We start from the raw sequence: 20953 nt of genomic DNA, 5'->3' as shown, positions 1-20953 counted from the left end.
GGTTGTCGGTGAACGAGAGTCAGGATTGCGATCCACGCGCGGCTTGAGCTTCGGCGAGGGCCGCCTGATAGGCCTTCCACGGCATGAGTACGCACTTCACGCGGCCGGGAAACTTTGCTGCGCCCACGAGTGCGATCCCATCACCAATGATGTCTTCGTCGCCTTCGTTTTTGCCGCGAGAGTGCATGACCTCGTCGAAGTGGTCAAACGTCTTCTGTGCATCCTGGAGGCTCTCGCCGATGAGCAGATCGCTCATGATGGAGGCGGAGGCGCGGCTCATGGCGCACCCCGTCGCGTCATAGGACAGATCCGTGATCGTCGGGTTGTCCGCGTCGCCATCAAGCTGGAGGCGCAGCGTGATCTCGTCCCCACACGTCGGGTTGACGTGGTGAACTTCGGATTGGAACGGCTCGCGAAGCCCAAAATTCTGGGGGCGTTTGTCGTGCTCGAAAATGAGCTCGGAGTACATCGCATTGAGGTTCATCGATCAAATCCTTTGAAAAACGAGATGGCTTCCTCGAGTGCAGAGGCGAGGCGGTCAACTTCGTCGAGTGTGTTGTACACGCTGAAACTTGCGCGCGTCGTTCCGTGAACACCATATCGACGATGAAGCGGCCACGCGCAATGATGCCCCACGCGTACTTCTACCCCGAGGGAATCGAGAACGTGGCCGATGTCGTGCGGGTGCCGCCCCTCGACGCTAAAGGCAACAGCACCCACGCGTCCGGTGCTCGGCCCCTTGCCGATAATCCGTACGCCGTCGATCTGTGAGAGGTTGTCGAGGGCCCTCGCGGTCAGGTCAGCTTCGTGGGCGGCAACGTTCGCCATGCCCAGGTTCCGGAGGTATCCGACGGCCGCCTCAAGCCCAATGGCCTGGGAGATCATCGGGGTTCCCGCCTCAAAACGGGCCGGAGGCTCCGCAAACGTCGTGTGATCCATGTGGACAACTTCGATCATGGACCCTCCGAGCAAGAAGGGTGGGAGCTCGGCGAGCAGTTCGTAGCGCCCCCACAGTGCGCCGATGCCCGTGGGCCCGAGCATCTTGTGCCCCGAGAACGCGAGAAAGTCGACGCCGAGCTCCGCGACATCGATCGGCATGTGAGGTGTGGATTGGCATGCGTCGAGCACTGTAAGGGCACCGACATCGCGGGCACGCGCCACGAGAGTGGGAACCGGATTGATCGTGCCGAGCACATTGGATTGATGTGCGAAGGCGAAAACCTTCGTGCGTTCGTTCAGCAGCGAATCTAAATCGGTGAGGTCGAGCTCGAAATCGTCCGTCAGGGGGATGTAGCGTAGCGTCGCTCCCGTGCGACGGGCAAGCTCCTGCCAGGGGACGAGGTTCGAATGGTGCTCCATCTCGGTGACGAGAATTTCATCGCCTTCGTGCACGCGTAGGTGTTCCGGCGTTGACGAGTCTGCGTTACCGAGTGCATACGCCACGAGGTTGAGTGCCTCGGTCGCATTCTTAGTGAAGACGAGTTCCCGAGGGTCCGTCGCACCAATAAAACTAGCGATGGATTCGCGCGCCCCCTCGTAACGATCCGTTGCCGCCTCCGCGAGCTGGTGGGCGCCGCGTTTAACCGCCGCGTTGCTTGCCGTGAGAAACGCGACTTCAGCATCGATCACGCTCTGGGGGCGCTGACTCGTCGCCCCCGAGTCCAGATACACCAGCGGTCTTTCATCCGCGAGGTTCTGATGGAGAATCGGGAAGTCGCGGCGGATAGCCTCGACGTCGAGTCCGGGATGCTGCGCGGACACTTCAGGTGTCATGGATGAATGCTCCTTGTCGACCGTTCGAGCGTGCGACCTCCAGTATAGGAATTTTGCAAAACCGAAAGCGCAAATCTGTGGGGAATATGCCAGAGCCTCACACGAGCCGTTCGGGCCACGGGCCCCGCCCTTCGTCCGGAGCGAAGATACAAGGGCTGCGCCCGCATTGTCGACACGGCGTGCGCTCACCGCGACTGAGCAACCAGAACACAACGTCACAACACCCTCACTCTTCGCGAAGAGTGAGGGTGGCGATGGTGGACCTAGCAGAAAGCTTGTAGAAACTCGCCCCACCGGTGGGTTCCATGAGATCACTGCACCGAACGATCCGCAGTCGCGCGGGGCGGCCTACCCAACGTGAGCCAGAACCGGTAAGTCCGCACCGCAGCATCGGTAGCGAGGCAGCCGACTCTCTGGAACGGCGGTATCACGATAGCGAGGCGCTCCGCGCGATCGCGAACGATGTCGGGATCAGCCCGTCCGACTATCGGCGCACTGCGAAGGGGGCGCACTCTCACGGAGACCAGTCCGTGGCCATTAGCGACGCAGGGCGGCCCCGAATCAAAAGGCCCCCTCACGACAGGAGTGCCGTGAGGCCGTCGGAGAGAATCTCGCGTGGGCTGACGTGGTGCGTCGCGTGCAGCCGCGCATAGGTAGGAGCTTGGTCAGGGTCAATGGCGACGCGCTTCTCGTCAGGCGCCATGGGTGCGGTCAGCGAGGCGCCAATCACCAGGTTGGACAATCGGTAGGCAGTTCCCAGCGGATCCGGGGTACCCGCTTGTTCGAGCAGGACGCACATCCGCTCGGAAAGGGCCAGGTACGCCGGGCCCCTGGGAGCGCGCATACCGATGACCTGACCGGCCCACCGGTGGGTCGTGAGGTGCGCGAAGAAGGCGTGCATCAGGGCAGACAGGTCGGCGTTGCGGATCGACTCGGACATCACGGGATCGTCTGCAAGCGCTGTGTCGAGGGCGAGGTCGAACAGGTCGTCGACGGATTCGACGCGGGAGTACAGGCTGGCTGGAGCAACACCCACCTGTTGTGCCACAGAACGCAGGGTGAGGGCCCTCAACCCGCCTTCGTCCAGCAGCCTCACCGATGCCCTCGCAACCTCCCCGAGGTCTACTGCGCGGAGGCGTCGCACAGGTTTGCGATGTTCCCAGTAGCTCACCCCACCAGCCTAACCAAACACGCTTCCGTTAGCTATCCATTCTATGTTAGGTTTAGCGCATGCTGGATGCCACCACCCTCCCGATCACCTTTGAGAACACTCGCCTACGCCCCCTCTTTGAGCTGGACGCAGGCGCGTATGCAGCCGGCACCAAGGATGAAGCTGTGCGGCGCTTCGGCCACCTGCCCGAGTCCGACTACACCCCCGAGTCCGTGCGACGGATGATCCGTGACGAGGTTGCTGAGGGTCTGTCGTCCGGCACGCTGGCAGTTCTCGCACTTGCCGACGCCGAGACGGACCGGTTTGTGGGCTCCTTGGTGCTCTTCGACGCCAGCTCCGAGGCTGCCGAGGTCGGGTTCTGGATTCATCCGGATGCGCGGGGAGCAGGGCACGCTCGTCGGGGCCTGGAGTTGGCATCGCGCTTCGCACGCAACAGTGGATTGCGAACCTTGACAGCACGCACGCTCCTGGAGAACAAGGCCTCCCAGCGGTGCTTGACGAACGCAGGGTTCCATGAGGTCGAGCGAGCCGTCGGAACCACGCCCGCAGGACAGCGCGAGGAACTTTTCCATTACCGGCGCGATCTCAAGCCCACCGCCCAGTGGCCGTTGGCGACGGAGCGGCTTCGGCTCCGTCCGCATAACGCCGACGATACCGAATGGCTTCACGAGCTGTACTCGCGACCCGACGTTGCCCGCTACCTGCTGGACGAGCCATGGACCGCGGAAGTCACCCACGACAAGCTCACCGAACGCCTAGCGAAGACTGACATCGATGGCGAGAGTGGCGCGCTTGCGCTGGTCATCGAGCATGACGGCGTCCCAATCGGAGACGTCGCGTTGTGGCTCACCGATCACGAGCACCGTCAAGGCGAGATCGGGTGGGTTCTCGACCCAGCGCACGGTGGGCAAGGTTTCGCCAGCGAAGCCGTCCGAGCAGTACTCGCCCTCGGGTTTGACCACTACCGGCTCCACCGCATCACCGCGCAGATGGATGCCCGCAACAGCGCCTCGGCAGCACTGGCTCGTTGTGTCGGGCTCCGGCTCGAAGCACGTCACGTCCAGGACTGGTTCAGCAAGGGCGAATGGACCGACACCCTCATCTTCGCGCGACTTGCCTCCGAGCACATGCGCCAATGATCAGGAGTCTGACTTTCATGCTCCCTGTATACGGTCCCCAAATCTACCGCGCTCTGACGACGTATCGGAATATTGCAAGGCTGAGATGACTCAAGATCCCCCTGCGCCGGCCTCGCAGCGCACACGGTGGTTCGTGCTCACCGCCGTCTCTCTCGGTTTGCTGCTTGCAACGGTCGACACTTCGATTCTCTACGTGGTCGTGCCTCTTCTGACGGACGGGTTGTCGGCGAGCGTAAGTGAGTCACTGTGGATCATCAACATGTACCCCCTCGTCATGACTGGCCTACTGCTGGGCACCGGGTTGGTTCTTCGACCCTGTGGACAGGTTCGCGGAAGGAGACCGGCATGGCAACGTCACCGACACCTACGCCGCGGCCCGAACAGGCTTGGACCGGCTCACCAAACTCCTCGACAACCTCTACAACAAGTGCGACCCAGCCGAACGACGCATCCTCAACCGCGCCCTGTTCACCCGCATCACCATCCACGACGAAGAAAACGCCACCTACACACCCGAGCAGACCACCCCACCGTCCTTGCCCACACCAGCATCGACGCCCCGGTGCACGTCACCGCAGAAACAAAACTGCCCCGCCATCAGGCGGGGCAAGTTTCGATTTTCTCATCTTACGTGGGTCTTGAGGGACTCGAACCCCCGACATCCACGGTGTAAACGTGGCGCTCTAACCAACTGAGCTAAAGACCCGCGCGGACTATCGTCGCACGAGCGGCTGGATTCGGCAAAACGGGAAGCGGAAAGGCGTCGGAAAACTCTTCCGCGAAAACTACGACCGCGAGGCCAACCGCGTGCCAGACCAATCCGGCGCAAGCGAAACCGCATTCATTCCGCGCAAGCCGGCGGTGTTCGCCGCTTCCTGGATATCCGCGGGATCCACGTGACCCGGGCGGCCGGGTTTCGGCGTGAGCAGCCATACGGGCCCTCCGGCGACGAGGCTCGACAGGCAATCGACGAGCGCATCGGTGAGATCACCGTCACCATCGCGCCACCACATAATGACACCGTCCACGATCTCGCGGGAGTACTCATCTTCGAGGTCGGCGTCGATAAGGTCCTCGATGGCATCGCGAAGGTCGAGATCTACATCGTCGTCATACCCGAATTCCTGAACGAGCTGGCCTTCGTGGAACTCAAAAACTTCGGCAAGGTTGTCGCTCGAAGCTGCAACCGGTGACAAGGGGCGACTCCTTCGGAGGTCGGAAATGAGATGGAGGATCTCGGGACGCTCCAACTGTACCTAAGGACTCCGGCGGTGTCACTCACAAAAACACGACGTGAAGCCACGCCCGAAGTGTGAGACCCGCGGCACCTTTAACCGCCCCGCGCTCACCTCTCTTTCGGGCGCACGCTATACGCTAGGACGGCACAATGGCGGGCCTTAAGGCACAGCCCTTTTCACTCACACCATGAGGGAGAACAACAGCGTGAACTCGAACGACATCACCGGGCGTCAAGGGATCGGTCTTCCCAGCCACGCGAACGACGTGGATCCCGAAGAAACGAGGGAGTGGATCGAATCGCTCGACGCGGTCGTAGCGAACAGCGGCGCGGAGCGTGCCTCCCACATCGTCGGCAACCTCCTCACGCGCGCACGCGAAAAGAATGTTGACGTTCCCAGCGTGGAAAACACCGACTACGTCAACACCATCGCCGCGAAGGACGAGCCCGAGTACCCGGGCGATCTCGACATCGAGAAGTCGATCCGACGGGCCGTGCGCTGGAACGCAGCAATGCAGGTGCATCGCGCGCAGCGTCCCGAAATCGGCGTCGGTGGCCACCTCTCGAGCTACGCCTCCATTTCCACCGTCTACGAGGTTGGCTTCAACCACTTCTTCCGCGGTCGCGAACACCGCGGCGGTGGCGACCAGGTGTTCTTCCAGGGCCACGCCTCCCCCGGTATCTACTCGCGAGCCTTCCTCATGGGGCGCCTGAATGAAAAGGATCTCGACGGTTTCCGCCAGGAAAAGTCGAACCCACACGGAATCCCCAGCTACCCGCACCCGCGCGCGATGCCGGAGTTCTGGCAATTCCCCACCGTTTCGATGGGCATCGGCCCCGTCAACGCAATTGAGCAAGCCTCCATTAACCGCTACCTCCACAACCGTGGTCTGAAGGACACGAGCGAGCAGCACGTGTGGGCATTCCTCGGCGACGGCGAAATGGACGAGGTCGAGTCGCGAGGCGCCCTCCACATCGCCGCCAACGAGCAGCTCGACAACCTCACGTTCGTCGTCAACTGCAACCTCCAGCGCCTCGACGGCCCCGTGCGTGGCAACGGCAAGATCATTCAGGAGCTCGAAGCCCAGTTCCGCGGCGCGGGCTGGAATGTCGTGAAGGTCGTGTGGGGCGAGGGCTGGGACAAGCTCTTCGCCGCAGACACCGACGGCGCCCTCGTGGACCTCATGAACACGACCCCCGACGGCGACTTCCAAACGTTCCGCGCCGAATCGGGCGGCTTCATCCGCGATAACTTCTTCGGCCGCGACCCGCGCACGAAGGCCCTCGTCGAAGACATGAGCGATGCCGACATTTGGTGGGGTCTCAAGCGCGGCGGCCACGATCCCAAGAAGATCTACGCGGCGTTCAAGCATGCCACGACAGTGAAGAACGGCAAGCCGACCGTCATCCTCGTGCACACCATTAAGGGGTACGTGCTCGGCAAAAACTTCGCGGGCCGTAACGCGACCCACCAGATGAAGAAGTTCACGATCGATGACCTCAAGCAGCTGCGCGACACGCTGCACATTCCGTTCACCGATCGGCAGCTCGAGGCTGATCTCTACAACCAGCCGTATTACATGCCGGCCGAAGACTCGCCGGAAATGCAGTACATGCGTGAGCGCCGTGCAGAACTGGGCGGCGTTGTTCCCGATAACCGCCACAAGAAGGCGACGTTCACGGTTCCCGGCGAGAAGACTTGGGCCGTCGCGAAGCGCGGCTCCGGCAAGCAGGAGGTCGCCACGACGATGGCACTCGTGCGCCTTCTCAAGGACCTCATGCGTGACAAGGAAACTGGCAAGTACTGGGTTCCGATCATTCCCGATGAGGCCCGCACGTTCGGCCTCGACGCGATGTTCCCGACCGCGAAGATCTACAATCCGAAGGGCCAGAATTACCTTTCGGTGGACCGCGATCTCCTCCTTGCGTACAAGGAATCCTCGCAGGGTCAGATCAAGCACATGGGTATTAACGAGATCAGCTCGACGAGCGCCTTCACTGCTGCGGGTACGGCCTACTCGACGCACGAGGTGCCTCTCGTGCCGTTCTACATCTTCTACTCGATGTTTGGCTTCCAGCGCACCGGCGACTTCTTCTACGCCGCCGGCGACCAGATGGCCAAGGGCTTCGTGATCGGCGCAACGGCTGGCAAGACGACCCTCGCGGGTGAAGGTCTCCAGCACATGGATGGCCACTCCCCGCTGCTCGCGTACACGAACCCCGGTGCGGTTATTTACGACCCCGCCTACGGCTACGAGATCGGGCACATCGTGCGCGATGGCCTGCAGCGCATGTACGGGGAGAACGAAGAGCGCCTCCAGGAAGTCTTCTACTACCTGACCGTGTACAACGAGCCGATCCACCAGCCCGTTGAGCCCGAGAATGTCGATGTCGAGGGCATCATCAAGGGCATGTACAAGGTCGATGATGTTCAAGAGGGCGACGGCCCCGTTGCCCAGCTCATGGCCTCGGGCGTTGCAGTCCCGTGGACTCGCGAAGCACGCGATCTTCTCTACAGGGACTGGGGCGTTCGCTCGGCTGTATGGTCGGTGACCTCGTGGAGCGAGATGCGCAACGACGCACTCGCCGCGGACAAGCACAACTTCCTCCACCCCGAAGAGGAACCCAGGACGCCGTGGATGGTCGAGAAGCTCAAGGACGCCGAGGGCCCGTTCGTGGCGACCACGGACTTCGACTACCTCGTTCCCGACATGATCCGCCCCTGGATGCCGAACGACTATGCCGTTCTTGGCGCCGAAGGCTGGGGATTCTCAGACACGCGAGCTGCGGGCCGCCGCTACCTGCACATCGACCGCGAGTCGCTCGTCGTGCGCGCTCTCAAGTCGCTCGCGGATCAGGGCACGATTGACCGGTCGATCGTCAAGCAGGCCATCGACAAGTACGATCTGCTGAACGTCAACGCCGGTTCGTCCGGTGGCGCAGGCGGGGACGCCTGAGCATCATGGTCGCTGAACTGCCGTGGCTCCGAGTCGACGCGTCCGCGCCGAACGCCGCCGCGCAGCTCCATGATTCAATCGCGAATGCCGCGGCGGAGGGCACTCTCGCCCCGGGTGAGAAGTTGCCCTCCGTCCGTGCACTCGCGGAAGTCTGCCACGTCGCACCGAACACGGCGGCGAAGGCCATTAAGTCACTTGCGGCGGCAGGTATTGTGGAAACCGATGGGCGCCGGGGCACGCGCATAAAACCCTGGGGCGAGGTGGAACGCTCGCTTCAAGAGGCTCTTGCGCATGCCGCGCGCCTGGCAGTTTCATCGGGGGTTGGGGCCGACGTCTCCCTCGCGATGTTCGAGGCCGCGCTCCGCACGGAAGCGGCCTCCTCTCGTTCGACAGTGTGAAAGGACAGTGGCGTGCTCGTCATTGCATCGCCCGGCCAGGGCGCTCAGAAACCGGGGTTTCTCGCCCCGTGGCTGGACATCGATAGCGTCGCGGAATATGCGGGCTCCCTCGGCGAAGCCGCTGGCGTCGACATTGTGAAGCACGGGACCGTGTCGGATGCCGACACGATACGTGACACGGCGATTGCCCAGCCGCTTCTCGTTGCCTCGAGCCTGATCGTGCACAGCGTACTTTTCGGCGCGCTCGACATGCCGCGCCCCGATTTTTACGCGGGGCACTCGGTCGGTGAGGTTGCCGCGGCTGGTCTGAGCGGGACCCTCACGGAGACGGACGCGATGGAGTTCGTCCGTGATCGTTCGCGGGCCATGGCAGAAGCCGCCGCGGCAGAAGAAACCGGGATGGCGGCAGTCGTGGGCGGTCTGCGCGAGGACGTTTTCGCGAAGATCGAAGCCGCCGGTGCCGTTCCCGCAAACATCAACGGAGCGGCTCAGGTCGTCGCAGCCGGCTCGCTCGCGCAGCTCGAGAGCCTCAAGGAAAATCCGCCGGCAAAGGCTCGCGTAATCCCGCTGCAGGTGGCCGGCGCGTTCCACTCCCCTTTCATGGAAAGCGCGCGAGAAGCGCTCGCCACTCGAGTAAGCGACTACTCGGTGCGCACCCCCCAGATTCCCGTGGTCTCGAACGCCGATGGCGCCGTCGTCCACGACGGTCAGGCGTTCCTCGAGTCGCTCGTCACGCAAGTCGCCCATACCGTCGATTGGCTCGCGTGCATGCGCACGTTTGAGGCCGAGGGTGTCACCGGCATCCTCGAACTTGCACCTGCAGGCACCCTCACCGGTCTCGTCAAGCGGGACGCAAAGTCGATCGCTCGGTTCGATCTCAATACTCCCGATCAGCTCGATGCCGCGCGCGATTTCGTGCGCGAGCATGCCGGCCAGACCCCGAAGGAGGCATAGGTTCGGTGGTCACTCTTCGCCCCTCGAAGCCCGTTGCGGGCTCACAGATTCTCGCCTACGGCGCCGCACGCGGCGACCTCGTTGTCACGAACGATGACATCGCAGGCCCTATCGACTCGTCCGACGAATGGATCCGCCGCCGCACGGGCATTGTGACCCGCAAGCGTGCGAGCGAAGGCATTCACGTCATCGACCTCGCCGAAGAGGCCTCGCGAGAAGCAATCGAAAAGTCGGGTCTCGACGCTTCGGCCATTGACGCGGTCATCGTCTCGACGATTTCGTTTGAATATCAAACGCCTTCTGCGGCAACTCTTCTCGCGGCCCGGCTCGGGATTGAGGATGCAGTCGCCTACGATATTTCGGCGGCGTGTGCAGGCTTCTGCTACGCGGTCGGCCAAGCCGACGCTCTCGTGCGCTCGAGCGCCGCAACGAACGTGCTCATCGTGGGCGCAGAGAAGCTCTCAGATCTCATCTCCCCCACCGACCGCTCGATCTCGTTCCTCCTTGGCGACGGGGCGGGTGCTGCGATCGTTGCCGCTAGCGACGAACCGAAGATCGGCCCCACTATCTGGGGTAGCGACGGCGAGCATTGGGACACGATCCGCATGACGCACTCGCTTCTCGAGTACCGCGACCAGCCGGAGCTCGGTTTTCCGACTCTCGAGCAGGATGGCCGCACCGTGTTCCGCTGGGCCGTGTGGCACACCGCCGAGATTGTCCGTAAAGCTCTTGATGAAGCGGGGCTCACCGTCGACGACATCGACGTTTTCGTCCCTCACCAGGCGAACATGCGCATCATCGATGAGCTCGCTAAACAGCTCAAGCTTCCCGAGAGCGTCGTCATCGGCCGCGACATCGCTGATACCGGCAACACTTCTGCCGCATCTGTTCCGCTCGCCGTGCATCGTCTCCTCGACGAGGGCCAGGCGAAGTCCGGTGACGTGTGCGTGCAGATTGGTTTTGGTGCCGGCCTCGCGTACGCGTGCCAGATCGTCGTCTTGCCGTAGGGTGTGCTTCGCTTGCCCGGTCCGGACCTACCCCGCGGGACGATCTCATGCGCCCGAGCGCAGGGCGAGCCGCGATCGAGCAGAGCGAGACACACGTCAAACTTGCAACCGTCGGAACCAGAACCTTCAGGTTTATGCCTGTAGGCTTATGCCGCTGATTTAATTCGTAAAGCACAAAGGAGAGCCTCATGGCACACACCGAAGAAGACATCCTCGCTGGCCTCGCCGAGATCGTAAACGAGGAAACCGGTGTTGAGACCGCTGACGTTCAGCTCGACAAGTCCTTCACCGACGACCTCGACATCGACTCGATCTCGATGATGACCATCGTCGTGAACGCTGAGGAGAAGTTCGACGTGCGCATCCCCGACGAAGAGGTCAAGAACCTCGTGACCGTTGGCGACGCCGTCAAGTTCATCCAGAACGCTCAGGCCTGATTGTTGCCGGTGCGCGCTCGCCCGTTAGCGGCGGGCGCGCACTTTAATCTTTTCGCCCTTTTCCATCACGCCCGCAAGGAGAACCCATGAGCGAGAGCCCTCGCGTAGTTGTTACCGGCCTAGGCACGTTCAACCCGCTTGGAGTCGACATTGAAAGCTCCTGGAACGCCGCCCTTGCGGGACAATCGACCGCCCACACACTCGAGAACGATTGGGCCGAGCGCTACGGACTCGCCGTCGACTTCGCGTGCACGGTTGCGGGCGATCCCCTCGACTACCTATCGAAGCCAGAAGCTAAAAAGCTCGACCCCAACGGCCAGTACGCGATAATTGCCGCACGTGAGGCCTGGAAGGACGCAGGCAACCCCGAAGTCGATCCTCTGCGCCTTGGCGTTGTGGTCGGTACCGGCATCGGTGGCGTGTGGACGATCCTCGACCAGTGGGACACCGTGAAAGAACGCGGTGCGCGCCGCGTGAATCCGTTCACGGTCCCCATGCTCATGGCGAACTCCGCCGCCGCTCACATCGAGATCGAGTTCGGAGCGAAGGCAGGCGCGCACACGCCCGTTTCCGCGTGTGCATCTGGCGCCGAGGCACTCGCGCACGGCCTCGACTTCGTGCGCAGCGGCCGCGCCGATATCGCCATTGTTGGCGGCACCGAAGGTTGCGTGCATCCGCTTCCCCTCGCGGGCTTCGCGAACATTCGCGCTCTCTCCACCCGCAATGATTCGCCCGAGACCGCCTCTCGCCCGTACGACCGTGATCGCGACGGCTTCGTGCTCGGCGAAGGCGCCGGAATCATGGTCATCGAGACTGAGGAACACGCCAAAGCCCGCGGTGCGCATATCTACGCCTACCTCGCTGGGCGCGGCATGGCTTCCGACGCCCACCACATTTCCGCCCCGAGCACCGAAGGCCAAGCTCGCGCGATCCGCGAATCCCTCACCGACGCTGGCCTTACCGCACGCGACATCGTTCACGTCAACACGCACGGCACCTCGACCCCGCTCGGCGACCTCAACGAACTCGAGTCCATCTCAATCGCTCTTGAGGGTGAAACCGATCAGGTCGTCGTCACGTCGACGAAGTCGATGACGGGCCACCTCCTCGGCGGCGCGGGCGCTGTTGAATCAATCTTCACCATTCTCGCCCTCCACAATCGGGTGGCGCCGCCCACGATCAACATCGAAAATCTCGACGAAGGCGTCTCGATGGACGTCGCAAACGGCAAGCCGCGCGAGCTCCCGAGTGGTGACATCGCGGCGATCAACAACGCCTTCGGCTTCGGCGGCCACGACATGTCGGTCGTGTTCGCAAGCGCGTAATCGACGCGCTCGGTCGCACACGTACAAACGGAGTCCAACGGTTGTCGGGCCCCGTTTGTGCTGCATGCGAGGGCTTTGCGTAGGCCCGGCGGGGCTTGAACCCGCGACCGACGGATATGCCCGTGTGTGAGTCAACCAAAATCGCATACATCGCATTTGCGCAGGTATACCAACGAGCGCGGGGATCATCGAGGCCATGTTGAAAGCAGAGTCGATCGTGTTTTGAGTGTCCTCGAAAAACCCGCTCGGCGGCTTCGTTTGGAACTTCCCGATCGCGTTATTGGATGTCCACCGGATCACCGGCACGAACCTGTTTTGACTGCTCACGTTGCCATAGCACTTTGAGGTCGTCGAAGTGGACGAATCAAACGTCCCATCTGCCAAGACGACCAACCCATCTGACCCTCGAAGCACCGGCGTGCTTTCACCAACGGCCACCATGCCCTCGCCCGTGAGCGCTTCGTTGCCGATCTGGAGCACACCTTCACCGTGGGCAAGCGCCCGCGCCGGAGTAATGACAAGTGTGAGGGCTGCAAAGATCACCGCCGCGATAACAGCGAAGCGGCTAAGGCGTTTGGCGGGCGTGAGGGTCTTAGCGTCCATGACCGGCTTTCCTTGAGTGGGCATATAACCCGAACCATGCACACGCCACCCACCCGAGACCGAGACCGAGCCCGAAATACGAGGGCGCATAACCCCGTGCAGCAAAATGCTTTAAGCGAGCAGATTTCTTTAGTTTTGAGGAGTACCGATGGATCCCGTACGAAACCCCTATTCCCCCGGTGGGAGCTTTCAGTAAACTCCCCGACCAGTTGTACCGGGTTCGTGGCTACACCCCGGTCACACCGGGTTCCGACTCCGGTTACACGACAGAAGTCAATTATTTGACATGAGCAGAAGCGCTCCTTAGAACGGGAAGTCAGGAAATTCCGCTTCCGCCTCTTCCTGCCTCTCGGCAAGCTCCACGCTCCACCGTGAACGCTCGACAAGCTCGTCAAAGGTGAGCACCTCCGGTGACTTGCGGTTCGAGCGGAAACTTTCAAAGCTACGGAACTTCGAGCCAATTCGGTTGCCTTGGGCGCGGCACAAATCGCACATGGGCCGATCATCAGAAACGAGCGTGGTTCAACCAAGTATGCACCGTCGCCAGTGTTGTCTCCCTCGTTGTCCCTCTCGGCAATCCATCCGGCAAGGTTCTCCTTGGCGGCGCGAACCGTCGTCGAACCCCGAGGTGTCCCCGCTGCAAACGGGAATCGAATCGAGGCTGCGGATGAGGTAGATAAGTTTGTTCGAGCCTTCCCGGTTCAAGATGATGAGGCCATCGAGTTTTGTCCCGTTCGTATCATTGCTTGGGGCCTGAAAACCGATCTCCCGAACTACGCCAGGCTCGTGCGCAACTTGAATCTCGAACTGGCGACGCTGTTTTTGCAACTTTGCCGGAATCTCTGCCATCTCTGCTCCTTCCACTGTCACTTGAGCAGCACACACAGCTGCACCGCTACCCGGAACTTGACTAATTCAGTGCTCGCTGTATAGTTCAGTGACTGCTGACTATTGCTTCGCGCCTCGACGTAATGAACCGCCTGGGTCGTGCACTGGCCGACCCTACTCGATCCCGGATCATCTTGGCCCTGCTCGACCATCCCGCTTACCCGGCGGAACTATCCCGAGATCTGGACCTGACACGCTCGAACGTGTCCAACCACCTGGCATGCTTGCGCGATTGTGGGATCGTCGTCTCCGAGCCCGAGGGTCGTCGGACACGATACGAGATCGCCGATCCACACTTGGCGCAGGCGCTGACTACATTGGTCGATGCCACCTTGGCAGTAGACGAAGACGCCCCGTGCATCGACCCCGCCTGCTCGCTTCCCGAATGCAACGTAGCTGGGGTGGGCGCATGAATCTCACCACGGTCTTGCAGGCGATAGGCCTGTTCGCAGCTACCAACATCGACGACATCATCGTGCTCGCCCTCTTCTTCGCGCGAGGGGCACGCCAGAGCGGCACCACCGCCCGTATTTTGGCCGGCCAGTACCTCGGATTTGCCGGCATCCTCGTCGCCGCGATCCTTGTGACCATCGGCGCCGGAGCATTTCTGCCCCCGGCAGTCATTCCATACTTTGGTCTCATCCCGCTGGGCATCGGCCTCTGGGCCGCATGGCAGGCCTGGCGCGGAGACGATGACGACGATGACGACGAGGCCAAGGTTGCCGGCAAGAAGGTCGGCGTTTGGACAGTCGCAGGCGTCACTTTTGCCAATGGCGGCGACAACATCGGTGTCTACACCCCTGTATTCCTTAGCGTGGAAGCTCTCGCAGTGGTCACCTACATCGTTATCTTCCTCGCGCTCGTTGCGGTCCTGGTGGGCCTGGCAAAGTTCGTCGCCACCCGCCCCCCGATCGCGGAAGTGCTCGAACGCTGGGAGGACATCCTCTTTCCCATCGTTCTCATCGGCCTCGGCATCGTGATCCTCGTCAGCGGCGGAGCCTTCGGGCTCTGACGTAGCGGCAGTGTTCCAAAAGGCCCCGCCCGTGCCAGCCTCATCAACAAGGGTCTCGTGTACGCTCCCGATTGAAGCGTCCTGGGTTTGGTTCCGCTTCTTTTACGGCCCTGTGTTGATGGGCTGGGTGAGATAGTACTCGGTTTCTACTTCCTGTGGGGTGGTGTAGTCCAATGCTTCGTGAAGACGCTTGGTGTTCCACCAATGCACCCACCGCAAGGTGGCCAATTCGACTTCTCCGACCGACGTTCACGGACCTTGAGCATGAATCAGTTCCGCCTTGTAGAGGCCGTTGACTGTTTCGACTAGAGCATTGTCATAAGAATCGCCGACTGTTCCCACACTCGGACGGATTCCGGATTCCGCTAGCGCGGTGGAGTACGTCAGTGACACGTACTGGCTGCCCCGATCACTGTGGTGAATCAGCTGGTTTGCATGGATTCGTCCTGCAGTCGTTAACGCATGCTCCAAAGCCTCCATGGGCAGCGCATCGGTACGCATCGTCGAGCGTGTAGCAACACCAACAATTTTTCGGCTGTAGACATCCACGACAAACGCGGTGTAGGCGAATCCTGACAGGGTGTGAACATAGGTAATGTCGGCAACCCACAGCCTGCCTGGCGCTTGTGCACGAAAGTCTCGCTGTACAAGGTCTGGGCGATGATTCGGTGTCTTCGGGCTAATCGTTGTCACAGGGGTTCGTCCACGCCTGCGGCCACAAACACCTGCGAGCTTCATCAGTCGTGCGGTCTTGTCGCGGCCGATATGAAAACCTTCACGGTTCATCGCGTGCCACATCTTGCGGATGCCGTAAACCGAGAAATTCTGCGCATGCACACGCTGAATCGCTGGGATGAGAAGGCTATCGGTTAAGGCCCTTGCGCTGGGAGTGCATGCAGAGGCTTTGCGGTAGCCGCGTGAAGTAATGAGGCTCTTCGCCGTTCCGGTAGGGATCAGGTGATCAGTCCGCCGGCGACGAGGAGCATGCGGAGGCGGTAGTTGTCGCGGTTGCGGTAGCCGCGGGCGAGGCGCCGGTGCAGCTCGATGATGCCGTTGACGGCCTCGGTGCCGCCGTTGTTCGCGCGGTCGGTGTCGAAGTAGGCCAAGAACGCCTGCCGCCAGCGGCGCAGGGTGCGTCCCAGGCGGGCGACCTCGGGGATCGGGCAGGTGTGGAACGCGTCCAGGATCTTCTCGGCGCGGCGAGGGCCCTTGGTCGTGTCCTTCGCGCGGTAGGCGGCTCGGAGGTCTTGGGCGCAGCGCCAGGCGACGTTGACCTCCTCGTGGGCGGGAACGGCCAAGATCGCGGTCTCGAGGCGGGCGAGCTGGCGGTCGGTGAGGTTCTCGGCGCCGGCGCGCAGGATGGTCTGGATTCCGAACAGGGGGTCGCCCTTGCGGCCGCGGTGCCCGGTGGTGTCCTGCTGGACTCGGCGGCGTACCTCGTCGACGACCTGCGTGCCGAGCTTGACGACGTGGAACGCGTCCAGGACGGCGGTGGCGTCGGCGAGCTCGGCGTCGATCGCGGACTTGTAGCCACCGAACGGGTCCAGGGCAGCGACCTCGATCCGCGCGCGGAAGTCGACGCCGCGGTCGAGCAGCCAGTCGGTGTAGGCCTTCTTCGAGCGACCGGGCACCAAGTCCAGGAGCCGGGCGTGCACGCGTCCGGCCTGGTCACGGGTCAGGTCGACCATCCCGGTCAACTCCTTCGGGCCGCGCTCACGCACGTCACCGTGGTGCCAGATGTGCTCATCGCCCCCCAGGGACGTCACACCGGCGAATCTGGTCGGGTCACCGGCCAGACATTCGAGCTCGGGCTTGACCGCGCGCCACAGCGTCGCCCAGCCGACCCCCAACCGGCGGGCGAGCCCAGCGATCGTGGCGTGCTCGCGGCGCAGCTGCCCGACTGCCCACCACACCGCGCGGCGGGTCAGGACGCCGCGAGCGGCGACCAGGGTCGGGACCTGCTCGGCGAACGTCCCCCGCGGGCACTCGACCTCGCCGCAGCGCCAACGTCGTTGCCGCCAGACGATCTGGACCCGAACGTCGCCGTGCGGCACGTCGCGCAGCACCCGCACCCGCCGGCCGCGGCTGAGCGCGACGACCCCGCAGTCCGGGCAGCACGCCAGCTGCCAGGGCGTCGAGACCGTCACCCGCATGGTGATCGGGTCGCGATCAACCCGCTCGACTCGAACGCCATCGAGCCCGAACAGAAGATCGCAGCGAGCGCAGGGATTGGTGGTCGTGCGCGCGTCGGCGCACCCCGTAGCGTGAGACACGTCGAGGTCCTCGCGAACAAATCGGGCAGCTTGGTCGCTCCTGATCCTCGGGGACCTCGACCCCTACCCGCCGCTCAACCCGCCGAACCCCTCACTCCCCACCGCAACGGTGAAGAGTCGAACAAGGGTCAGGCCCCAGGAGACTTCGCAGCTCGTCGCGCGCAAGGAGGAGGCGACCCCATGAGGTCGACCCCTCCCGCACTCGCCGGCGGTGCAGGCCGGCCCGCAGTCCGACCGGCCACCCCGGGTGAGCAGCCAGCGTCTCCGCCAGACCCGGCAGAACTTGCGCACCGCTGACTGTAAGCATATACTTACACCTGACATCGTTCGATTACGATCCGGAGGGGTAATGGACGCAGCACGGCTCGCTCAGATACTCAGTGCTCTCGGAAGTGAGCCTCGGTTGCGAATTATCGCCTCTCTAGAGACGGAGTCGACCCATGTCAGTGAGCTGGCCCGCCGACTCGGGATGTCTCGGCCACTGCTCTACCAGCACCTCAACCGCTTGGAAGCTGCTCGACTCATCGAGAGCGGCCTGGAACAGCTCGGAGAGAGCCGAGTGAGGAAACACTACTGGGTCGCTCCGTTTCAGCTTGAAATAACTCCAGACCACATTGTGCGCCTGATTAATCAAGAATAGGAAAGGGAATCTTCATGACACTTACCACTACCGTATTTGTTGTCATCCTCGCCGCCGCAATACCACTCGCGATCTTCGTTGTTCTTACCGTCTGGGTGGTAGGCACCGTCACCAGCGCACGACGCGAAACAGCGACGGCGATCGATGGTTCGAACCAACTCATCGTGGAGCACCTAAGCAACATCACCGAGCGGTTGGATCGGATTGAGGCCCAACTCAGCGAGATCCCCGAGTAATCAGGCCCTCCAGAGAGCCGGTGACCGCCACGCCCCTCTTCATGACGCTGGAGGGCGTGCAGACCATCATGTCCATTGGCCGCTCCCAGCCCTACGCACTCGTCCGCTCCGGTGACCTGTGAGCGATCCAGGCCGGCGGCCGCGGACTTTGGCGCGTCGAGCGCCCCGGGCTCGAGGCATCCAAGCCCACCCACCATCAGACCTCCAACCTCCACGACCTTAAGAGGCTCTTCCCAGATGAGGGTGTAGCGCACGTAGAGTTCAGCATTGTCGAGGTCCTTGGTGCGAGCAGAGGTAAGAGTCCGCTCATCATCGGGGACCTCGACGCCTACCTCCAGCTACCCCGCACCACCGGCGCGCCCACACTCAGCTCTGAAGAGCCAGTAATGAATCCACGATCTGCTTGTTTAAGGACTCGGCAGATGGCCTCGACCCCAAACTGATCTTTATACGTGTCGATGTAGGAGATCATTTGGTCGTGGGTCGGTCGAGTTCCGCTGCGAAAAAACCGAAGCAGTCTTAAGAATCCCGTTTGCTCGTTTCAACTCGCGGTTTTCACGGCGCAGACGCTTGAGCTCTTCTTCCATTGTCTCGCCGCCTGAAGCGTCAGAGTCATCACGTACTGAAGCGCTGTCACGGTACCAAGCCCGCAACGTGTGGTGAGATACTCCAAGGAGCTCACCAACCTCCGTGTAGGCGCGTTGCAGTGAGCAAGACTCCAAGCGGACCATTTCGATGATCTGATGGACCGCCTTCTCCTTGAACTCGACGGAATACCTTCTAGGCATAGTTCAATCCTTCCTTAGCTGAGGTAAGAACTAAATCCAGGACGCTTCACAACCTCCGGCCTTCCAGGGGTTCTAGCGCTCCAAAGCTAAATCAAGCCGACGGTTTTCCCTTTCACGCTTACGCCGCTGGCGCTCAAGCCACGCCTGAGACTGCTCCGGCGTCATGCTCGTCAGGTGCCACCGCTTGCGCTGTTTGCAGGAATAGGCTTCCTGGGGGTGTTTGTGCAGGCCAGACTTGCCAACCCATCGCCCGTTGTCGAGCGCTTTTTGCACCTCGCCACGCGATCCGTAGATAGCTTTGCCGCTTGGACAGCGACGCTTTCCGTTACTGTCGCGGTTTTTGCGGTATCCCATGACGCTTCCTTTCAAACTGGCCGATGCAATTTTGTGTACCGCCAAGGGCTAGAAGCCTTCTCGTGGTGAGAGACTAAGAGCGACCTCGCCTTGATCCACCTGGAGTACAGCCATACCACGCCAGTCCCTCGCGCCCGGAGAAATCGGAACCATCTCGCACCAGGTGAAGCTCGAAGGGAAATGGGTCATTGAGGAGGAGGCGAAGCTCAAGGGGTCAAGCCTTCCTCTCTTCCGCGTCGGGCTAGAGCGCGCGCAAAACTCAGCAACGGCAGAGATGTCCGGTTCATGGTCTCGGGCCCTACGAAAGGCGCGATCGAACACCGGATCAAGCTCAAAATGCGCGAGGCAGAAGAGAAGCTTGCGCGAGAAATCGAGGAGCGCTCTTCTCGACAGACCCTCGGTGAGTACGCGCGGCGCTACCTTGATGGAATCGACGCAGGTGTTCTCGAGCGCGAACGCTCCAGCGCCACGAGAACGAAATATCGGTACACAGCAAAAACCTACGCACTCAATAGCCCGCTCGCCGACCTCAAGATCGACGACATCACGAGAAACCAGCTCACCGACGAGCTGCTGCGCCTTGGTCGCGAAGGGCTGACGGGCGAGCGCAAGCACGTCCTGACAATCTGGCGAAAACTATGGGAGATCGCCGATGGCGATGTAACCGGCACCCCGCCACCTTCACCACTTGACCGGCTGCGCCTTCCCCGCGACGGCGCAGTCAGCAAAAACCCGCAGGTGGTTCATAAAGGCCGCGCCTACACCGATGAGGAAATCGCGACCCTCATGGATACGGTGATGAATGACCCGCGCGCCCAAGGTAATAACTCCTCTGACGCCATCATGCTGCTTCTCCAAACCGGCTGCCGTATCGGAGAAATCGCCGGGCTGCGCTGGCAAGACGTCGATCTTAAAACTGACCCGCCAGCGGTCCACCTGCGCGGCCAGATCCATACAGAAGATGGCGAGCGTCGATGGGAGCCTCGGCTGAAGTCGAAGCTCTCCTACCGCTCTATCCCGCTCACGCAGCAAGCGTGCGAAGTGCTCAAACGGCGGCTTTCACTGCGCATGAGGCCTGGGGCAACAGATGCCGAAATGGAGTTTGTCTCCGCCACGGCTCGAACCGGTAACATCCCCGACCCCCGCGCCCTCACCCGGTCAATTAAACGCACACTATCCGATGCCGGGCACCCAGAGATGAGTTCACATACTTTCCGCCGCATTGTTGAACGCAGGTTAGAAGAGTCAGGCCTTTCACGAATGGATCGTGAATCCCTCATGGGGCACACCATCCAAGTGGCCGAGCGCCACTACTCCACCCACGGCGTACCCCAACGCGCCTTGGAGGCGTTGCAGGCAGAACCAAAACGGACAATAAACGGGAAATCGCCACTTTGTCCGTGAAAAACTAGAACGAAAATAGGCCCAAAAACACGGTGTGACCTAGGCATATGGTAGGCCCGGCGGGGCTTGAACCCGCGACCGACGGATTATGAGTCCGGTGCTCTAACCGACTGAGCTACGGGCCCGCGTATGGGTTCCATTATCGCCGGTTCATGCCTCGGAAGAAAAGTTGACGCGGCCCGAGCGCCATGAGCGTGGCCTTTGGCACATCTGCGCCAGATTGAGCCTCTGAATTGGCGAGATAGGCCGGGGCGCTGCTAATGTATTTCGAGTCGATCCCCCATAGCTCAATCGGCAGAGCATTCGACTGTTAATCGAAGGGTTATTGGTTCAAGTCCAATTGGGGGAGCAACAGAA

At 61.8% G+C, this 20953-nt stretch carries 20 protein-coding genes, 3 tRNA genes and 2 pseudogenes; 13 read left to right on the top strand and 12 right to left on the bottom strand.

The window, feature by feature from the left end:
* Positions 1–19: 19 nt before the first annotated feature.
* The 3 genes from sufU to HMPREF1484_RS07835 form a co-directional block, all read right to left on the bottom strand.
* Complete coding sequence (sufU, locus tag HMPREF1484_RS07845) at positions 20–484, bottom strand: Fe-S cluster assembly sulfur transfer protein SufU (protein WP_016664504.1); 465 nt, start codon at positions 482–484, stop codon at positions 20–22.
* Complete coding sequence (locus tag HMPREF1484_RS07840; protein ID WP_016664503.1) at positions 481–1773, bottom strand: aminotransferase class V-fold PLP-dependent enzyme; 1293 nt, start codon at positions 1771–1773, stop codon at positions 481–483. Before HMPREF1484_RS07840 ends, sufU begins: the two co-directional genes overlap by 4 nt.
* 574 nt (positions 1774–2347) lie before the next feature.
* Entirely contained in the window at positions 2348–2869 is a 522-nt protein-coding gene (locus HMPREF1484_RS07835; RefSeq protein WP_016664502.1) for a TetR/AcrR family transcriptional regulator, read from the bottom strand.
* Positions 2870–3003: 134 nt separating this feature from the next.
* Between HMPREF1484_RS07835 and HMPREF1484_RS07830 the strand changes: the two genes are divergently transcribed.
* The gene (locus HMPREF1484_RS07830; RefSeq protein WP_016664501.1) at positions 3004–4083 is read left to right on the top strand and encodes a GNAT family N-acetyltransferase; all 1080 of its coding nucleotides are present in this window, start codon (positions 3004–3006) and stop codon (positions 4081–4083) included.
* Positions 4084–4715: 632 nt separating this feature from the next.
* On the opposite strand, the gene HMPREF1484_RS07825 is transcribed toward HMPREF1484_RS07830, so the two are convergent.
* Positions 4716–4789: transfer RNA gene (locus HMPREF1484_RS07825), tRNA-Val, on the bottom strand.
* Positions 4790–4868: 79 nt separating this feature from the next.
* The gene (locus HMPREF1484_RS07820; RefSeq protein ID WP_016664500.1) at positions 4869–5279 is read right to left on the bottom strand and encodes a DUF3052 domain-containing protein; all 411 of its coding nucleotides are present in this window, start codon (positions 5277–5279) and stop codon (positions 4869–4871) included.
* Positions 5280–5508: 229 nt separating this feature from the next.
* Here HMPREF1484_RS07820 and aceE point away from each other — a divergent pair, with 229 nt between their 5' ends.
* The 6 genes from aceE (at position 5509) to HMPREF1484_RS07790 (ending at position 12398) form a co-directional block, all read left to right on the top strand.
* Positions 5509–8277, top strand: a complete 2769-nt coding sequence (gene aceE / locus HMPREF1484_RS07815) for a pyruvate dehydrogenase (acetyl-transferring), homodimeric type (RefSeq protein WP_141742359.1) — start codon at positions 5509–5511, stop codon at positions 8275–8277.
* A gap of 5 nt (positions 8278–8282) precedes the next feature.
* The gene (locus HMPREF1484_RS07810) at positions 8283–8675 is read left to right on the top strand and encodes a GntR family transcriptional regulator (RefSeq protein ID WP_016664498.1); all 393 of its coding nucleotides are present in this window, start codon (positions 8283–8285) and stop codon (positions 8673–8675) included.
* Between the two features lie 12 nt (positions 8676–8687).
* On the top strand, positions 8688–9629 hold the full coding sequence (locus HMPREF1484_RS07805; RefSeq protein WP_016664497.1) for an ACP S-malonyltransferase: 942 nt from the start codon (positions 8688–8690) through the stop codon (positions 9627–9629).
* 5 nt (positions 9630–9634) lie between these two features.
* A complete protein-coding gene (locus tag HMPREF1484_RS07800; RefSeq protein WP_016664496.1) occupies positions 9635–10636 on the top strand; it encodes a beta-ketoacyl-ACP synthase III in 1002 nt (333 codons plus the stop codon).
* 188 nt (positions 10637–10824) lie between these two features.
* On the top strand, positions 10825–11073 hold the full coding sequence (locus HMPREF1484_RS07795) for an acyl carrier protein (RefSeq protein WP_016664495.1): 249 nt from the start codon (positions 10825–10827) through the stop codon (positions 11071–11073).
* Positions 11074–11159: 86 nt separating this feature from the next.
* Positions 11160–12398 (top strand): beta-ketoacyl synthase, encoded by a 1239-nt coding sequence (locus HMPREF1484_RS07790; protein WP_016664494.1) that lies wholly within the window; start codon positions 11160–11162, stop codon positions 12396–12398.
* Positions 12399–13304: 906 nt separating this feature from the next.
* Here the strand turns inward: HMPREF1484_RS07790 and HMPREF1484_RS07785 are convergent.
* Complete coding sequence (locus tag HMPREF1484_RS07785; protein ID WP_016664492.1) at positions 13305–13496, bottom strand: hypothetical protein; 192 nt, start codon at positions 13494–13496, stop codon at positions 13305–13307.
* 27 nt (positions 13497–13523) lie between these two features.
* A complete protein-coding gene (locus tag HMPREF1484_RS11695) occupies positions 13524–13850 on the bottom strand; it encodes a hypothetical protein (RefSeq protein ID WP_016664491.1) in 327 nt (108 codons plus the stop codon).
* A 92-nt stretch (positions 13851–13942) separates the two neighbouring features.
* Here HMPREF1484_RS11695 and HMPREF1484_RS11315 point away from each other — a divergent pair, with 92 nt between their 5' ends.
* Entirely contained in the window at positions 13943–14302 is a 360-nt protein-coding gene (locus tag HMPREF1484_RS11315) for a helix-turn-helix transcriptional regulator (protein WP_084813948.1), read from the top strand.
* Positions 14299–14901 (top strand): cadmium resistance transporter, encoded by a 603-nt coding sequence (locus HMPREF1484_RS07775; protein WP_016664490.1) that lies wholly within the window; start codon positions 14299–14301, stop codon positions 14899–14901. The genes HMPREF1484_RS11315 and HMPREF1484_RS07775 overlap by 4 nt, the downstream gene beginning before the upstream one ends.
* A 102-nt stretch (positions 14902–15003) precedes the next feature.
* Here the strand turns inward: HMPREF1484_RS07775 and HMPREF1484_RS11310 are convergent.
* Together HMPREF1484_RS11310 and HMPREF1484_RS07770 are read right to left on the bottom strand one after the other, a co-directional pair.
* Positions 15004–15837: pseudogene (locus HMPREF1484_RS11310) on the bottom strand (IS3 family transposase); the annotation flags it as partial.
* Positions 15838–15854: 17 nt separating this feature from the next.
* On the bottom strand, positions 15855–17174 hold the full coding sequence (locus HMPREF1484_RS07770) for an ISL3 family transposase (RefSeq protein WP_016664488.1): 1320 nt from the start codon (positions 17172–17174) through the stop codon (positions 15855–15857).
* Positions 17175–17523: 349 nt separating this feature from the next.
* Here HMPREF1484_RS07770 and HMPREF1484_RS07765 point away from each other — a divergent pair, with 349 nt between their 5' ends.
* Together HMPREF1484_RS07765 and HMPREF1484_RS07760 are read left to right on the top strand one after the other, a co-directional pair.
* Positions 17524–17814, top strand: coding sequence for an ArsR family transcriptional regulator (locus tag HMPREF1484_RS07765; RefSeq protein WP_016664487.1), 291 nt, complete (start codon positions 17524–17526; stop codon positions 17812–17814).
* A gap of 14 nt (positions 17815–17828) precedes the next feature.
* Positions 17829–18050, top strand: a complete 222-nt coding sequence (locus HMPREF1484_RS07760; RefSeq protein ID WP_016664486.1) for a hypothetical protein — start codon at positions 17829–17831, stop codon at positions 18048–18050.
* A gap of 343 nt (positions 18051–18393) precedes the next feature.
* Here the strand turns inward: HMPREF1484_RS07760 and HMPREF1484_RS07755 are convergent.
* Together HMPREF1484_RS07755 and HMPREF1484_RS07750 are read right to left on the bottom strand one after the other, a co-directional pair.
* Positions 18394–18838: pseudogene (locus HMPREF1484_RS07755) on the bottom strand (transposase); the annotation flags it as partial.
* A gap of 72 nt (positions 18839–18910) precedes the next feature.
* On the bottom strand, positions 18911–19192 hold the full coding sequence (locus HMPREF1484_RS07750) for a hypothetical protein (RefSeq protein WP_016664483.1): 282 nt from the start codon (positions 19190–19192) through the stop codon (positions 18911–18913).
* A gap of 285 nt (positions 19193–19477) precedes the next feature.
* Between HMPREF1484_RS07750 and xerC the strand changes: the two genes are divergently transcribed.
* Positions 19478–20596 (top strand): tyrosine recombinase XerC, encoded by a 1119-nt coding sequence (xerC, locus tag HMPREF1484_RS07745; protein ID WP_016664482.1) that lies wholly within the window; start codon positions 19478–19480, stop codon positions 20594–20596.
* A gap of 48 nt (positions 20597–20644) precedes the next feature.
* On the opposite strand, the gene HMPREF1484_RS07740 is transcribed toward xerC, so the two are convergent.
* Positions 20645–20721 (bottom strand) — tRNA-Ile (locus HMPREF1484_RS07740).
* Positions 20722–20872: 151 nt separating this feature from the next.
* Here HMPREF1484_RS07740 and HMPREF1484_RS07735 point away from each other — a divergent pair.
* Positions 20873–20945 (top strand) — tRNA-Asn (locus tag HMPREF1484_RS07735).
* Positions 20946–20953 lie beyond the last annotated feature (8 nt).

This window comes from Dermabacter sp. HFH0086 (genome assembly GCF_000413375.1).
Classification (GTDB): domain Bacteria; phylum Actinomycetota; class Actinomycetes; order Actinomycetales; family Dermabacteraceae; genus Dermabacter; species Dermabacter hominis.
The sequence above is the reverse complement of the archived record's forward strand: the minus strand, read 5'-3'. Positions and strand labels throughout refer to the sequence as shown.

Bases quoted from the DNA above. Each gene is read 5' to 3' on its own strand.
- sufU (WP_016664504.1), bottom strand. From the start codon at position 484: ATGAACCTCAATGCGATGTACTCCGAGCTCATTTTCGAGCACGACAAA.
- HMPREF1484_RS07840 (WP_016664503.1), bottom strand. From the start codon at position 1,773: ATGACACCTGAAGTGTCCGCGCAGCATCCCGGACTCGACGTCGAGGCT.
- HMPREF1484_RS07830 (WP_016664501.1), top strand. From the start codon at position 3,004: ATGCTGGATGCCACCACCCTCCCGATCACCTTTGAGAACACTCGCCTA.
- aceE (WP_141742359.1), top strand. From the start codon at position 5,509: ATGAGGGAGAACAACAGCGTGAACTCGAACGACATCACCGGGCGTCAA.
- HMPREF1484_RS07810 (WP_016664498.1), top strand. From the start codon at position 8,283: ATGGTCGCTGAACTGCCGTGGCTCCGAGTCGACGCGTCCGCGCCGAAC.
- HMPREF1484_RS07795 (WP_016664495.1), top strand. From the start codon at position 10,825: ATGGCACACACCGAAGAAGACATCCTCGCTGGCCTCGCCGAGATCGTA.
- HMPREF1484_RS07790 (WP_016664494.1), top strand. From the start codon at position 11,160: ATGAGCGAGAGCCCTCGCGTAGTTGTTACCGGCCTAGGCACGTTCAAC.
- HMPREF1484_RS07785 (WP_016664492.1), bottom strand. From the start codon at position 13,496: ATGTGCGATTTGTGCCGCGCCCAAGGCAACCGAATTGGCTCGAAGTTC.
- HMPREF1484_RS11695 (WP_016664491.1), bottom strand. From the start codon at position 13,850: ATGGCAGAGATTCCGGCAAAGTTGCAAAAACAGCGTCGCCAGTTCGAG.
- HMPREF1484_RS07775 (WP_016664490.1), top strand. From the start codon at position 14,299: ATGAATCTCACCACGGTCTTGCAGGCGATAGGCCTGTTCGCAGCTACC.
- HMPREF1484_RS07765 (WP_016664487.1), top strand. From the start codon at position 17,524: ATGGACGCAGCACGGCTCGCTCAGATACTCAGTGCTCTCGGAAGTGAG.
- HMPREF1484_RS07760 (WP_016664486.1), top strand. From the start codon at position 17,829: ATGACACTTACCACTACCGTATTTGTTGTCATCCTCGCCGCCGCAATA.
- HMPREF1484_RS07750 (WP_016664483.1), bottom strand. From the start codon at position 19,192: ATGGGATACCGCAAAAACCGCGACAGTAACGGAAAGCGTCGCTGTCCA.
- xerC (WP_016664482.1), top strand. From the start codon at position 19,478: ATGGTCTCGGGCCCTACGAAAGGCGCGATCGAACACCGGATCAAGCTC.